Annotated in this window: 15 protein-coding genes; 9 read left to right on the forward strand and 6 right to left on the reverse strand. The window is 43.9% G+C overall.

The features are described 5' to 3' along the window. Positions 1-65: 65 nt before the first annotated feature. Positions 66-926 (reverse strand): helix-turn-helix transcriptional regulator, encoded by an 861-nt coding sequence (locus AC0YNV_RS17515; RefSeq protein WP_475769185.1) that lies wholly within the window; start codon positions 924-926, stop codon positions 66-68. 167 nt (positions 927-1,093) lie between these two features. Here AC0YNV_RS17515 and AC0YNV_RS17520 point away from each other — a divergent pair, with 167 nt between their 5' ends. Together AC0YNV_RS17520 and AC0YNV_RS17525 are read left to right on the forward strand one after the other, a co-directional pair. Continuing rightward, positions 1,094-2,008, forward strand: coding sequence for a phytanoyl-CoA dioxygenase family protein (locus AC0YNV_RS17520; protein ID WP_475769186.1), 915 nt, complete (start codon positions 1,094-1,096; stop codon positions 2,006-2,008). Positions 2,009-2,341: 333 nt separating this feature from the next. Continuing rightward, positions 2,342-3,541 (forward strand): tyrosine-type recombinase/integrase, encoded by a 1,200-nt coding sequence (locus AC0YNV_RS17525; RefSeq protein WP_475769187.1) that lies wholly within the window; start codon positions 2,342-2,344, stop codon positions 3,539-3,541. 41 nt (positions 3,542-3,582) lie between these two features. Here the strand turns inward: AC0YNV_RS17525 and AC0YNV_RS17530 are convergent, their stop codons facing one another. Further along, positions 3,583-3,954 carry a hypothetical protein gene (locus AC0YNV_RS17530; RefSeq protein WP_475769188.1) on the reverse strand — a complete coding sequence of 124 codons (372 nt, stop codon included), beginning with the start codon at positions 3,952-3,954 and terminating at the stop codon, positions 3,583-3,585. A 1,470-nt stretch (positions 3,955-5,424) separates the two neighbouring features. On the opposite strand from AC0YNV_RS17530, the gene AC0YNV_RS17535 reads away from it, so the two are divergent. Next, the gene (locus AC0YNV_RS17535; RefSeq protein ID WP_475769189.1) at positions 5,425-5,937 is read left to right on the forward strand and encodes a CBO0543 family protein; all 513 of its coding nucleotides are present in this window, start codon (positions 5,425-5,427) and stop codon (positions 5,935-5,937) included. A gap of 296 nt (positions 5,938-6,233) precedes the next feature. Here the strand turns inward: AC0YNV_RS17535 and AC0YNV_RS17540 are convergent, their stop codons facing one another. Continuing rightward, the gene (locus tag AC0YNV_RS17540; RefSeq protein WP_475769190.1) at positions 6,234-7,037 is read right to left on the reverse strand and encodes a hypothetical protein; all 804 of its coding nucleotides are present in this window, start codon (positions 7,035-7,037) and stop codon (positions 6,234-6,236) included. Between the two features lie 868 nt (positions 7,038-7,905). Here AC0YNV_RS17540 and AC0YNV_RS17545 point away from each other — a divergent pair. Next, positions 7,906-9,141 carry a Ger(x)C family spore germination protein gene (locus AC0YNV_RS17545; protein ID WP_475769191.1) on the forward strand — a complete coding sequence of 412 codons (1,236 nt, stop codon included), beginning with the start codon at positions 7,906-7,908 and terminating at the stop codon, positions 9,139-9,141. Between the two features lie 619 nt (positions 9,142-9,760). Here the strand turns inward: AC0YNV_RS17545 and AC0YNV_RS17550 are convergent. The 3 genes from AC0YNV_RS17550 to AC0YNV_RS17560 all read right to left on the reverse strand — a co-directional run bounded on the left by AC0YNV_RS17550 (position 9,761) and on the right by AC0YNV_RS17560 (position 12,015). Next, positions 9,761-10,195 carry a BclA C-terminal domain-containing protein gene (locus AC0YNV_RS17550; RefSeq protein WP_475769192.1) on the reverse strand — a complete coding sequence of 145 codons (435 nt, stop codon included), beginning with the start codon at positions 10,193-10,195 and terminating at the stop codon, positions 9,761-9,763. A gap of 135 nt (positions 10,196-10,330) precedes the next feature. Beyond that, positions 10,331-10,615 carry a DUF4183 domain-containing protein gene (locus AC0YNV_RS17555; protein ID WP_475769193.1) on the reverse strand — a complete coding sequence of 95 codons (285 nt, stop codon included), beginning with the start codon at positions 10,613-10,615 and terminating at the stop codon, positions 10,331-10,333. 755 nt (positions 10,616-11,370) lie between these two features. Then, entirely contained in the window at positions 11,371-12,015 is a 645-nt protein-coding gene (locus AC0YNV_RS17560; protein WP_475769194.1) for a DUF4183 domain-containing protein, read from the reverse strand. A 218-nt stretch (positions 12,016-12,233) separates the two neighbouring features. Between AC0YNV_RS17560 and AC0YNV_RS17565 the strand changes: the two genes are divergently transcribed. From AC0YNV_RS17565 to AC0YNV_RS17585, 5 genes are all read left to right on the forward strand, one after another. After that, positions 12,234-12,647, forward strand: coding sequence for a DUF4183 domain-containing protein (locus tag AC0YNV_RS17565; protein ID WP_475769195.1), 414 nt, complete (start codon positions 12,234-12,236; stop codon positions 12,645-12,647). 123 nt (positions 12,648-12,770) lie between these two features. Further along, positions 12,771-13,052: a DUF4183 domain-containing protein gene (locus AC0YNV_RS17570; protein WP_475769196.1), complete on the forward strand. Its 282-nt coding sequence runs from the start codon at positions 12,771-12,773 to the stop codon at positions 13,050-13,052. 35 nt (positions 13,053-13,087) lie between these two features. Continuing rightward, positions 13,088-14,296 carry a hypothetical protein gene (locus tag AC0YNV_RS17575; protein ID WP_475769197.1) on the forward strand — a complete coding sequence of 403 codons (1,209 nt, stop codon included), beginning with the start codon at positions 13,088-13,090 and terminating at the stop codon, positions 14,294-14,296. Positions 14,297-14,339: 43 nt separating this feature from the next. Further along, positions 14,340-14,489: a phage major tail tube protein gene (locus AC0YNV_RS17580; protein WP_475769366.1), complete on the forward strand. Its 150-nt coding sequence runs from the start codon at positions 14,340-14,342 to the stop codon at positions 14,487-14,489. 117 nt (positions 14,490-14,606) lie between these two features. Continuing rightward, positions 14,607-14,720, forward strand: a complete 114-nt coding sequence (locus tag AC0YNV_RS17585; RefSeq protein WP_475769367.1) for a phage major tail tube protein — start codon at positions 14,607-14,609, stop codon at positions 14,718-14,720. Positions 14,721-15,123 lie beyond the last annotated feature (403 nt).

Consider the following 15,123-nt stretch of genomic DNA (forward strand, 5'->3'; position numbering starts at 1 on the left):
GATTGGAACAGCATTCCGTGAATCCATGAATCCAACTATTTTAATCCTCTTGTGCGTTGATGCTCTTAATCGGTTACCAATGAGGAACAAAACTGGCTGAGGCTGGTTCCCATTTTGTTTTTGAACATGCGTCCAAAAGTATGAACATCGGCATAACCGACGGCGCAGGCAATCTCGCTGATCGACATCTTGGTTTGCAGCGCAAGCTCCTTGGCGCGCTCAATCCGGACACGGCTTAAATACTCGAACGGCGTCACACCAAATGCGGAGCGAAACTTGAGAATGATGTAATTGCGGCTTAGACCGGACAGCTCCTCCAGCTCATGATGCGTAATCTCGCGGTTATAATGGGCAGCGATAAAATTGCGGATCAACACCATTTTGGTTTTGATTTTCTGCTGGCCTTCCGTCTTCGTCTCCCGGTCTTTTTTCCAATTGGACAAGTCCGAGAGAAGCTCCATAAGAAGCCCCTGACACTGCGAATGATGGGTAAGTCCGGGCTGATGATAGTGGGTGATAAGCTGCGTCAGCTTCTTCTCGATCGCTTGACCGTGGAAATTGCCGAACAGCCGATTCTCCCCGAGGAGCTGTTCGAGTGGGTACTCCGTATCGCCAAAATGAAACAGGATGGAAAGGCAAATATATGGCTCCCCGGGAAGCTTCCGCAGCTCATGCAGCTGATAGGGGGAATGATAAATCAAATCGCCGCGCCGGGTTATAATCGTATGGCCTTCAATTTCATATTCCGCCATTCCGTCCACGACATATTGAAACTGATAATTGCTAAGCCTGCGCGGCGGAATCCCCCAATCAGCCGGCGAATGAAACAGATGGGCAAGTGTAATATAAGGCGGGAAAAAATACATCCCGGCCGCATGCTCGGGCAGGGAATGCACGAAAACGGGAGCCGGTGCATCAGACATCATAATCCCTCCATCAGAATAATGGCAGCGCTGTCAACCTGATTGTCATTATAAAAGCTATTGTGTGATATCGGCAACCTTATTGTTACTTTAAGCTAAATACATCACCTGCCGCATCTCTTATACTACAGGTAAACCATTACCTGATGCCACAAAAGGAGAGAGCGAGCATGAACACGTCAAATATGGAAATGCCGATCGCGGATGCACAGCTTCAGGACAGCATTAATGAGGAACAGGCGAAGTTTTTCATGGATAACGGCTTCCTTGTTATTCGTCATGTTCTGGTAAATGAAGAGCTTAGGATCGTTCAATCCGAGATGGCCAAGCTGTATGACAAAGGGGTGGCCGGTGTCAGCGGGGATCCCGACTATATGTATGGTACGGGAGTGAAATCAGGCCAACCGATTCTCAAACGTGTTGAATATGTGATTGACAAGAGCGATCCCATGAAGGCGCTGCTGGGTCATCCTTTTATTCTCCGTTCCGTAGAGAAGCTGCAGGGGCCCAATTTCATTCCCACCTGGGATTCGATGGTGCTGAAGGCGCCGGATGAGGGTGTCATTGTTCCCTGGCACCGGGATGCGGCTGTTCCGGATGGGTGCGAGGACAAGCGGCCGATTTTTAATGTGGATTTTTATTTGGACGAAGCCGATTTGCAGACCTGTCTCTGGGTGATTCCCGGCAGCAGCAGCTGGTCTCCGGAAGCTTCGGATGAACGCTGCAGACGTCCGGGCTTTTCCACCGAGGATGCCATCCCCGTGCCGATGCAGCCTGGCGATGTGATTTTTCATAATATTCTTGTTTTGCATGGCTCTCCGGATGGGGACGGCAATCCGCTCCGGCGCACGGTTTATTATGAATTCCGTCCAGGCGAAATTGAGGCGGGCTTCGGTCCGCACACGCTGGAATACCTGGAGCTCAAGCAGAATGTGCTGTATGACTGCATCGAGCGCCGCAAGCATGCCGCTTATGCCGCCGGTGAGAAACCGTTTGAGTACAAGCCGACCGGCGGCTTTGCGATCAGGCAGAAAACCACGCCGCTGCGGTACCGCTACCCCCACGAAACGTACTGGCGGCGCTAGGCAGAGATGGGCTTGAGCGAACGATAATCCATAGAAAAAAAGGCTGCGAGCAACGTTCGCAGCCTTTTCCTTTTGCATACCGCCCAATTTTGGGAACGACCGCACCACTGCATGCGCCTCTTCATATTATAAGTTGACTGTATCCCTTAACCTTGTTAAACCATAAAAACCCGAGCAAGGAGGGGTGACAAAAATTGAAGAGTAAGTACACTTGTCTAAAAACCATTGATATATAAGGGATTTAGATCCGAAAAATAAATTGTGATGCAAATTTGATGCAAATCGAATATAATTGAGCTCATGATGCAAAATAGTGGGAGGGGTTAGCGTCATATGGCAAAGAAGAAACAGAATAGCAAAACTAAGGATATGATTTATTTTAATGAAAAGGTTAAGAACGGCAAGCCATACTGGTTTCAGGTCATGGTACACGGTGAGAGGCTTACACGCCGTGGATTCAGAACTACGACTGAAGCTAAGAATGCACGAGCAGCGCTATTGACTGAACTGAATCGTGGCGAGTATATCGATCAAAGCAAGATGACGTATAGAGCGTATTATACTGATTGGCTTGCGGGCCGGGATAATATAAAAGGCTCGACTCACAATTTATATCGATCTCATTATAAAAATCACATAGATGATTATTTGGGTGACATGCTTTTGTCCAAAATTACCCCTATGGATATAAAAAAATTTATTTCTCATTTAAGAAATAAAGAGCTGGATGATACAGGTAAAAAATTAGGCGATGAAGTAGTTAAGCGCGTTTATTCAATAGTCAGCACTTCACTCAATCACGCTATGATAATGGAAATTATATCGAGTAATCCCGCAGCCAAGATTCCTAAAGAAGAAAAGCCGAAAATTGAACGCAAGGAGCGTAAGATCTGGAGTAACGAATCAGTGAAAATTGTTCTTTCAAGCGCAAAGGGAAAAACAAGATACTGGATTGCTTTCTTCTTGGCCGTAATGACTGGTATGCGTCAAGGTGAAATCCTTGGTCTGAAATGGAGTGACATTGATTTCGAGCGCTCACTGTTGCGGGTTCGAAGGAGTTTGAGAAAGGATACAGTAACATTCGAAAGTGTAAAAAACGAAAGCAGCGTCAGAATTGTTGCTCTATCCCCATTAACCATTGCATTCTTGGAAGAGCATCGACTTATCATCGAAGAAGAGAAGGAATTCCTTGAAAGCAAGGGTAAAAAATACGAGGATAATGATTTAGTTGTCTGTTCCAATAAAGGGACGCCTGCCAGAGCTTCAAAGGTGCTGCAAACCTGGTATAACATTTGCGACAAATATAAACCTGAACATGAGCCCCGTATAACTTACCACGATATGCGTCATCAGAGCGCCAGCATAATGCTGAATGAAGGTGAGGATATTAGAGTTGTTTCAAAACGATTGGGTCATTCGACAATCACTACAACGCTTCAGGTCTATTCGCATTTACTTCCGGATGCACAAGCCAGCGCAGTTTTATCACTTGATCGTACAGTCGGGATTGTTCAAAAGGTTCCAGCCCTTTGAAAAAAGAAGCCTGCCGCTGGGATACCGGTTGACAAAACGACTTAAATAGTAGGTGGCGGTGGCCCGGGACGGTCACATGATCTGATATTCACGGTCGTCGTTTCCCGCTGCGACTGCGACTGCATTTGGGTTTGCCATTGTAATTGCTCTTGATGCAGAGCCTGAATCTGAGCTTGTAATTGAATTGTCGTCTGTAGTTGAGCCTGTGACTGCTCCTGGATCTGCGACTGCACTTGCGATTGAAATTGCAGTTGAGCTTGGGCTTGGGCTTGCAATTGGGATTGGACCTGCGCTTGGAATTGCAATTGGGCTTGGAATTGGGCTTGCAATTGGGCCTGCAATTGCTTGATCGATGCATTATTATTTACAATTTTGTGCGGTGACCTTTTTTTGCAATTCTTTATAGTTGACATCGTCATGAACACTCCGTTTCATAAGTGAATGAGTTACTACCCATCAGCATATGACAGAAGTCAAATATCGGACGAGACGAATAGCGCGGTATATTCGCACATTTTGAATTAATAGGCTCTAAAATCTTAACTAGCAATACTTTATAAGCAACCTTAGCCCAAAATGGTACCAATCCCCAGCGAAAACCGTCGAGGACTCGTTTACCATCATGGTTGATAACGACAGGGACAGTATGAGTCGGGATTCGGCTTGTACGCTTCAGCGTATGAAAAAGCGGCACATGCCATGGCCTTCATGTAATACGCACCCCAAGTCTCCTTGGAGTGTGATCAAATGGAAAACACGAACGCAGTTTATCCGTTGCTGTTTGGGGTGGGTTTTAACATACCGCCTGTATAAGAGAGGACAGCGCTGATGATCAACGATTCCTCCATGATAGGGTCCACATGACTGCTGGAAAGAGGCTGGTTTATTATTGGCCTTTATGGATGGTCATTGTAGTAATCGGAATTCTAGTCAGATGGTCCATAGGAAAGCGATAAGGGTCACCCCAAAGCAGAAAAGCAGGTGGCTTTTTTTGTACCCACAGTAATGACTAAAATAAACCAAATGGGAATGTTTGATGCTGGGGTGGTTAATATGTTGCGAATACTGGTCATTCTTTTGTTATGGATTGTTGCTTATTACAAAAGCGATTGGAGGGATTGGAAAAAGTACCAATCCACCATCAAAGTTCTGATTTGGGAGGGAATTTAATTAATGATTTTATTGTGACTCTTTTTGCATATCCACCAATTGTATTGACTTTCCTAACCAACTATTCACTCGGCAAAGGAATTATTAAAAAAATTATATACATATCCTTCTGGGTGCTATTTTGGACCTTAACAGAAGGATTTCTACATGTGTTTGGGTCTTACCACTATGATCACGGATGGACTTTATGGAAATCCATGTTGTTAGATTACGTGTTATTTCCGATGTTGGCTATACATTATACCAGGCCGCTGTTAGCATACGTTGTATTCCTTGTTGGAACTATATTGTTCGTAATTTTCTATGGGATCCCCGTGTCCTCGTTCAAATGAAAAGTTGAATTTGGTTTCTACTGGGACTTGGAAAGAATGCGGGCTCATCCAGTCTTCGATAAAACGCTATCAATGAAAGTCAATCAGGAATGGAGTGGCTATTTTGTTGTCCAACTAATTAGGAATATTTGAATAGGAGATGATGAAGAATATGCATAGGATAAAAATTATACAGCGAGGCTGAGTGAATGACGGAACGATGGATAGCAAGTGTTGTTAATGGTGGTATAGTTACATTGAACGTATGGATAATAATACGTGTGCTTAAGCGAATTAAGAAAGAACTGAAGAAGGGGCCACTCTAATGCGAGTGGCTTTTTTGTGATCCTAATGAAGTCTAAAAAGCCCCGAAATGGGAATGTTTGATACTGGGTGATTATTATGTTGCGTATAGCGATTATTCTTTTGTTCTGGATCGTTGCTTACTATAAAAGTGATTGGAGGAATTGGAAAAAGTACCAATCCACCATTTTGTTCTTAATTGTTGGAGATTTAATGATTGGTCTAATCACCTATAGATATACGTTGTGGGATCAAAGCTCTGAATTGGGAGGGGATTTAATTAATGATTTATTGATATGTATTTTCTTTTACCCGCCAAAGATATTAATTTATCTAACCAACTACCCAGCCGACAAAGGAATTATTAAAAAAGGTATATACATATCCTTCTGGGTGCTATTAATGACCTTAATAGAAGGATTTCTATATCTGTTTGGGGATTACCACTATGATCATGGGTGGACCTTATGGAAATCCATGCTATTTAATTGCGTGTTATTTTCGATGTTGGTTATACACTATACCAGACCGCTTTTAGCCTTCGTGCTACTTCTCATTGGAACGATCTTGTTTATAATTGTTAATGAAATCCCTTTGTCCACTTTGAAATGACATTTGGGTCCCTCTGGGACTTGGAAAGAGTGCGGGTGCGCGTGAGCCCGAAGATGGGGATTTTTTTGTTTATATATATAACAAATATTCCTACCAAAATAACTGACCTGCTCAATTGGACATACAACTAAAGAAGCAAAACAAGTGAGAGGTAATCAAGCTGCTTCATAAGAGAAATGGGAAAAAAGAGAGGGCCATAATGGTCCTCCCCTTGTTGAGCTATCGTGTCCCGTTAGTTTTACATGCAGCGCAAGCTCCTCACCACAGATTATGGAAGTGCATCTTTTGGGTCCTGGTTACTGAAGCTGAATAATCGAAACCGATCCATCAGGCAAATTGGCTGTCGCCAATCCATTATAGATAAAATCCATTGTAACAGCACCTAAGGTAGCGTTAACTAAGAACGTACCCGAGACGCTAACATTAGCATCTGCAGTTCCAGTTACCGCCTTACCTGAAAAATCACTCCCAAATGCTAGGTTAAGTCTTGGGGTGATCGTAATGTTTCCGTTGATAGAACTTGTCGCCCTGAACGTATACGAAACCATATATATGTGCCCTGTTGCTAGTAAAAAGGTTGAGCTTGTTGGATGCGAAATGTTAGACCCATTGATAAATGAGGTTGAATACGTAACGGCCACCCCATTTGCTGTAGTTATTGCGCTAACAATAAATAGTGCATTTTGTGTCGTGGCAACTGCTCCTGTGGCTCCTTGGGGCCCTGCGGGACCAACGGCACCAACTGCTCCCGCAGCACCTACCACTCCTGCTTCACCTACTGCTCCCGCAGCACCTACCACTCCTGCTTCACCTACCGCTCCCGCAGCACCTACTGCCCCTGCAACGCCTACCGAACCAGCAGCTCCGACGCTTCCCGCCGAACCTACCGAACCAACGCTGCCTGCTGGACCCACACTGCCTGCAGCACCAATAGTTCTAAATAAAGCCTCTTGAGGAATCCTAACATTAACAACTTGATTTTTGACGTCTATTTTCCCAAAACAAATTTTTTTCTTCAACCGTTTTTTATTTTTAGAAGGGCTACTCGTAATTGTCTTCTTTTTATTGGCTTTTTTTCGCGCATCCTGAGGACAACCCAATCCAAACACCTCCAAATGAATTTCTTATATACTACTCCATTTATCAATTGAAGGTATGGACGTATGTCTTTTAAATTAAGTGTAAGAACTTGGTAGAGGGGAGGTGGGCTATGTCATATTTTTATTGCCTTGTCTGAGAGGTAATACATACTGTTGACTATGCTGGAGAGATTTACAAAACAGGACACAAGACACGTTAGACCTTCTGGTCCTGACGGGGTATTTTTAAATAAACGAAATCCCACTGGCTTTGGCTGATGGTTTTTTGTGTTTACAAAGAACAAAAGTTGCTATATACAAGTATTCGTTGCAACGGCCAAAATAATAGCCTGACCGATCGGTTATACAACCTGGGCAGCAAAATAGGTGGAATGGGTAAATTTCACAAAGTTAATAGCACCCTAGAAGCCTAGGGTGCGAGGAAAGGGGGATATCTAATTGGGAACTTTTCTTGATCACCGCAGTTCAATGAATGCAAATGCTTCCGGCTCCATTAACGTTTCACAGCTGGTATTGCAGGCGCTAATACACGCTGCTTTACTGCACAAGACCTATTGGCTCCCGCCGCTGCTCAAACGACTTACTCTGCTTTTATAAGCAGTGTCGGGGTTGGTGTATCACGGATCGGCCCCGAAGTGTTCTGGGGACTTGCCTCATCGTCGGTCTAATTATTCAAAGAAGCTATACGGCTAAGCCCGTGTAGCTTCTTTTTTTTATGGACTGGAAAGGGCAGATAATGCGGCTGTTCTTCTTAACTTCGCCTGCTGCCCGATCTGAATGGCTTTTACATAACAGTAGATATCAAAGGGAAGAATATGGATTATTGATAATCTCATGAAAAATGAAAACGTTCATATGGAGTGTGGCAATGTTAAAGACCAGATCGTTTCGCTTGATTTTATGCATACTGCTTGTATGCATTTTATGTCCTTTATTGGCAGGATGTTGGGACCGTCTGGAAATTGAAGAACGGGCTGTTGTACTTGCGATTGCTGTTGATGCTGCAACTCCTAAAGGCGAAGAGGAGGAACCTGAGGTGGCGCATGTCCAGGATTCCATCCCGGAACCGGTGGGCATCGGTTACCATATTACTGCGCAAATCGCTGTTCCGGGGCGTATACCTCTGGGGCCGGGCAACGAAGGAGGCGGCGGTTCTGGAGCTTCACAGAAACCGGTCTGGATTTTGTCAGCTAATGGGCATACCATGGATGACGCCATGAGTGTACTGCAGCAGCAGTTGGCGGATAAGCTGTTCCTTGGACATCTTAGTGTCATTGTCGTTTCCGAGAAGGTCGCACGTAAGGGACTTGAGAATTTGAACGATTATTTTAGACGGAATCCAGAAGTGCGAAGACTCTCATGGCTCAGTGTATCCAAGGGGAGAGCGGAGAAGGTCATAAGGGCGGCTCCGCAGTTGGAGAGGGTACCTGCACTTTATTTGTCGGCAATGTTTAATCATGCTGTCGAGATGGGGAAGTACCCCAATGAATTTATAGGTATATTCTGGAGTAAGAGTTCGAGCAAAGGAATAGATCCGATCCTCCCCTTACTTGATATGAATAGGGAAGGAAGCATTGAAATCGCGGGTCTTGCTTATTTTCAAGGTGATAAAATGCTTGGAAGCACCAAGCCGCTTGAAATCGGGTTTTATATGGCGGTAACAGGCAAGATAAGAGGGGGGTACACTGCCTTTATTCCAAAACACCCGGGAGGTAAGGAAATGATTATGATCAGAATTATCCAGCGGAAAACAACGACGCAGGTGTCAGTGAAGAATGGAAAGCCGCAGGTGCAGTTGCATGTGCTGCTGGAAGAAGACATTGAAGAGGTTACGAACTCCAAAATCAGCAAGCATGAAAATCTGGAAACAATTTTCAAAAAATCTGCTGATATGGGAGTGAAGGCCTTTAATGAATTAATTAATAACTTGCAGCTCGCAGGGGCGGATATATTCGGATTTGGTGAACAGTTTCGGGCCAAGAAACCAGGTTACTGGAATCGTAACATTCGAACGGAAGAGAAATGGGATGAAGTATTCAAGACCCTTACAGTTGATGTGCATTGTCAAGTCCACATTCGGCGGGTTGGGATGAAGGCAAGCTGAAGAGGCATGTTTACAAAGATATCGAACGATGTCCAGTTGTATACTTTGTTATATGCATATCTCTTGGAATTCTGCACCGATCCCTGCAGCACGTCAGATCGGTGTCTGGTGTCTTTAAAACAAAATTATATCAGGTGTTAAAGACTCGGTAGCGCGATGAGATCGCATTCGATGTAGGCCCTATTTTTGCGCTCATCTTTAATGAATATGTATCCAGCATTTCAAGGGACCCGCCAATCTTTTGCTCCGTTATCGTTAATTCAATAATACTGCTTTCCACTTATTATCACCTTGTTTTTCTTACCTTCTTCTCTGAAACTCTGCCGTGTCCTCTTTTTTATCCCTGGTCGTCCGGCTTAGCACTCTCTGCATGACTTCGTCTGTTTTCTAACGAGAAGGAGAAGTGCAACTGCCATATACGGGCAAATTCGGTATTGAGCGGCAGTTTTCCTTTCGTAGTATGACATTCGTATCGAATGCGACAGGGCAGTTTTTCTATTTTCGCCGAGTTGCTTACCGAAGTGCACCACAATCCATGTTTCGGATGAGCCGGACTATTGTACATATGTTTAATCGTTCGATCTAAAATGCAAACAAGAGGGTTCACATTTCATTAAAACTAACTTAATTTTTTGATAACAACAGAAGCGTTTACGTTTGTTTGTGTGCCACCGGCCAAAGTCTGTAGGCCTACCGCAGCAGCTGAACTATGATTTCGCAGTGTAAGAAAATCGCCGGCCGCTAGAGCGATTATAATCTGCCCATTGCTTTGCTGAGTGCCGGCACCTGAACCATATACGGTTCCCATAACAAGGGCGCCATTTAAAAATAATGCGAATTGATTGGGTTCTACACACGTCACGGAAAAAGTAACCTCATACTTACCCGGATTGGTAACTGCAATCTGAGTGGTTCCGGGGTCATGTGTAATTCCAACTGAAAGAATACCGTTTGTATCAAAAATAACATCAGTCTCTATAGGAACAGTTTGAGCACTTACATTATAAATAACTCCGGAAACAATTGGAGGAGAGATAGGGTATATGATCGCCATTTATATTCACTTCCCTATTTATTTGTATGTTTTAGTAGATGTGTACAATACCAATATTCTCCAATTGAAGTTTAAATTAACGATGCCGAAAATCCAAAACAAAATGGATTTTCGGCACTTCGTCAATAAAGAAGATTAGTTTACAACAAACTCGATTACAATTGGAGTTGCAGGATCGAGTGCGTCACCGCCTGGAATGGTAACAGCAGTAGTAGTAGCTGTTGAAGTATCAGCTGTTTGAATCTGTGCATTAATGTAAAGATTATAATACGCAGGTGCAGCTGGAAAGGCTGTGGCAGCAACACCGGCGTCAGTGGTGGTGGCTGTTGCAAGAATATTATATGCGACGCCGACACCTGTTCCGTCTCCAGCTGTAGTAGTAAATCTACGGGCAGCCATAAAAGGTTTTGTAATTGGCATTTATATCACCTCCCTGCTTGAATCTATAACAGTAAATGCCAGAGATAGAATAAAGGGAAGGGCTAATCATGTGGTTAAATGCATATTTAAGAGGGTAATTTACACAAATTTGAATTATTTAGGAATAATTGGAGTGCCTGTTTTCTTCATAGAAGGAGAATAGCATTCCTGTAGAGCGTAAATTCCGCTTTGCAAAAAAAACGAGCGCCTCGGTACGATGGGAGTACACGCAACGGGTCATAGCCCTTTAAATCCCATCATACAGGAGACGCTCTTACTATGAAATGGTCGCACTTACTATCTTTCAACATTTATAGCAAGGGTGATGTTCTGCAAATAATCGAGCATTCGTAAGAGAACTAAATCGTACTAAGGGAGTTCAAGCTCTCTGGGGAAAATACAGGAACGATTTCGGACAATTAAGTCCAAACCCTCATTTTAGACCTTGCATATATAAAAGTAGGAGCCTTTTCTGCTATAAATATCAATTTTAATAAATAGATTATGGTAAATATAGACCCTAACATCTGATAAGGAGGGAATAATCTGAATGACCATTTTGTCTAGCGGACCAATTATAATAGTCCTGTCAGTGACGGACGGATTCTAGCTACCGATACTGCAAACCGGGTAAACAGTTGTACCGCAAACAAAAAAGAGAAATCCTGAGTTTTGAGGACCGGATTTCCCGAGTGTCATATTTCTATGGTACATTTTGTTGCCTTTAAGTTGTGTGAGGTAATTTATAATTGTGCTCAATTCGCCATTTTCAAATTAAATTGAAAAACATTAAAAATAAATGGCGTACCCGCTAATACAGTAGATTCACCCAATTCAATAACCAATGCGTTACTGCTTATGTGGTACAAACTTCTTTCCTGCTGTAGCCCATTTATATATAGATCCGTATAGGAGTTTATGCCCAATTCGGCGAGCTCTATTACAGTCTGGCCATCATTATCCGTAAACTGGTTAAAAGGGATTTGAACCGTACCCGTCAGATTAGATTCGGCAAAATGGAAATATCGATGCACTGTAGGCACAACCACGATCACATCCAAATTAAGCGACGGGCCAGGCTCTCCTTGCGGTCCTGCAACCCCTTGAATCCCTTGGACTCCGGCCACACCTTGCACACCCTGCGGACCTATAGCACCGCGCATTCCACCAAGTCCATCTTTACCATCATTCCCCTGTGCCCCAAGCGGCCTCTCTCTTAATCCTCTTCTTTTACTTAGTTTGTAAGTCCGCTTCTTCCCTCTCTTCTTGCAGCTCTGCCCCATATCCGAATGATGAATGGACGTAAGACGGCACGATCTGGAATTTTTATCTCTTTTTTTCTTTTTTTTAATTGTCACCTTTGTCAAGCGGCAAGTTTTACGCATAACTATGTTTCCCATTGATTACACCTCCATAAGATTAGTCTCAACATCTTATGAATTCTAAAAGGACTAGATTGTGCAGGTGCCCTTTTTACAGTTTTTTTTGGTAAATATCTCGTTTTGAACTTTATTGCTTATGTTATAGCCGTGGCATCTTTTATTTTTCCGGCATTTACTGAAAATATGACTGAACCCCTGAAATATTCACTTTTTCCCAATTCGAAAGGAGGAAAAAAATGCCAGTTATTAAACCTGTTTATATTGCCGTTGCTACCGCACCGGTCGCTAGCGGAGGCGTAGTCACCACCACTTTAGCTCCAGTTCTAACAAATTATTTTGCAACTGTAACTGATGGTGATATTGCTGGTGGGATTACCACGATTCTCGCCGCAAGTTTTGTAGACGATGCTGATGCTCCAGTCGTAGCTCTTCCCACACTAGCTGCAAATGATCTTTTTAGTGTATTCGTAAATGGTGTTTCGCAGCAGTCTTCCTTATCCACATTGACAGCCGCTAGTCTCATTTTGGCAACTGATGAAATTCCGGCAGGCGTACCTATTATCCTATCGATATCCAGCTTTGGTGATACAGTGTCAACCATTACGGCTCAACCAACCATTACAGCACCAACAATTACCATCATCACTTAAATATTTTTTAGAATAGAGGGGTTCGGACCTATTTTTATACACTAAACGTTATCCGAGAATTCGCATGCAGGTCTCAGAGATTGCGAATCTCAGGACTGCAACTAAGGAGGTCGATATATACTTATGCCAATTATTTATCCATTTCAAGGATCAAAGAAATTCGTGGCCAACATTATAGATGGCATCGGAACAGGAGTTTCCTTTTCAATTCCGGTTACAAGCTTTATTGATGATGCAGGTATGGATGCCACTTCATTTCCAATAAAGTATTCCTACTATCTACTCTATGTTAATGGTGTACTTCAATTAAATGAATCCTTCTCTGTTTCTGCAGCTTCGGTTACTATTCCCGATGGGGATACACTCGATTCGGGTGTGCCAGTTATGATCCAATTTCATTCTTAAGTAAGATTCTATTTACGGAAGGGAGATGTACCTTAATGAGTCCTACAATTCAACCCGTTTACAATTTATCAGGAGTTTCACCTACGCTTAACTCAATGACAGACAAGCTGCAAACCGCTGAAGCAAGCCCTCAATTCAATTATGCCCCAACTTATGGAATTTCTCAATTAAGGGACCTTATCACAAAAACTGGTGGGGGGACGGTAATAAACACAGGAGGAATGTATCAGCTTAGTACAACAGCACTTCCCAACGATCTGGCAGAGATCAGAACAGCGGAACGTGGACAGTTTCTGAACGGGTCAGCATTTGAATCTGGTATCAACATACAAGTTCCCGTTCCTCCCACAGGGACACAGCGGGCAGAATGGGGATATAGCGACAATTTTAATGGGGCCTATTTTGGACAAGACAGCAGCAGTGTATATGTGGCACTAAAGCAAAATGGAGTAGAGACGTTGAAAGTAAATCAATCCTCTTGGAATATTGATGTGATGGATGGGACTGGTCCGAGTCGGGTAAACCTTGACACGTCTGTAGGCTATCTTTATCAGGTTCGTTACAATTATACCTATGGACAAGTGGAGTTTCGTATTGTAGCGATCAACACTCAATTGTTTCAGCAAGCCGTTACGGTGCACCGCTTCTCTCCGACAGGTGAATCGCTTCTGAAGGACTCTAATCAGAATATTCGGGCAACCGCTCTAAACGGTATATCCGGGGGAGCTTTCACTATCAACGCAGGGGGAAGGTATTTTACGAACTTGGGGTCAATCTTTGAAACTTCCCGAATCACAACAGAAACCAGATTTAATGCCACAATATCAAGCTCTCTCTTCACTCCTACGGTGAGCTTCCGAAGAAAAACCTTTTTTCCGGACAGTAGTGCACAGATAAACTCCGTTAATGTCGGGTCTGCAAGCTTTGACATACTGGCGTCATCTGATTTCGTATGGGAAGTCCGTATTAATTCAGTTCTCACTGGTGCATCCTTCGGAGCAGTGAGCGGGACTCCTTCTTCTGAGAGCTGCCTGCAGTCGGACATCTTAGCAACGGCTATGGATCAATCCCAGGGGGTGCGGGTTCTGGGAGGCATGTCACTTGCAGGGAAGACAGAAAGCGCCACGAATATTAGTGTTAATTTTACCCTTCCGGGGAACGGGAATTTGACTCTGGCCATGCGTACATTAAATAATGTCAGCGGTAATGCGAGCGTGGCACTACGCCTGGAAGAGCTTTGGTAATCAAGCAGACCTGTTGCATGACCACATCCTGAATTAACCGGCTATTCGGTCTTTCTTAAACGGCACTGATTTTCTTGGTGTCGCTATCGTAACACTGCCGAGTTTTGAGGCTATGACCGCGAGCGCTACCGGGGCTGGCATTGCCGGTGAGATTGACAGCCCTTCTGTCGGGCTCTTCGGCCCGATGAGTTGAGCCCTTAACTGGCGGACAATCGACACGAACGCGGCGAAGCTGCTGGCCACTGTCTCACACGCCATTGATTTTCGAGGCAATTAGCAGACTTATGATATCGCGGCCGGGCAATACCTCATCGAGCTCGATAAGTTTAACTTTATCTATATCGTCGATGGTGTTGATTACATGGCCGCTAAGCGAGCCAATCTTGGATTATATAAGGAGCGTAACCAAATATGGAAACTGTAAAGAATACCGAACCAGTTGAAACAACCAAAACGACCGACGAGCGAGTGAAGCTCAGTCGGTCGTTTGTTTTTGAGGAACAGAATACACCCAAGTGACACTTGATTTAGAATCTCTCACTGAGGAAGACGTACTAGTAAAGAAAGCGTTGGAAGACTTGGAGAAAATCGAGCATCGAGCCAAAACGATGAACAACGTCCGGCTGACAGACGATATGGTTACGCCTTTGCGTACAGCTGTATCGCAGCTTGAGCATGAAATACGAGCAATCGGCCACTTGCCCGGTCCTTCCGGTTTGTTTGACCGTTTTCTTGATGATCTGAAGAAACGAGAAAGGCAGTCAAAGAGCTCTAACAAGATCTTCGACGAATCAACACGGTCCCCTTAACGGCCGATATCGTGTACC

The organism is Paenibacillus sp. JT31N11 (assembly GCF_056269285.1).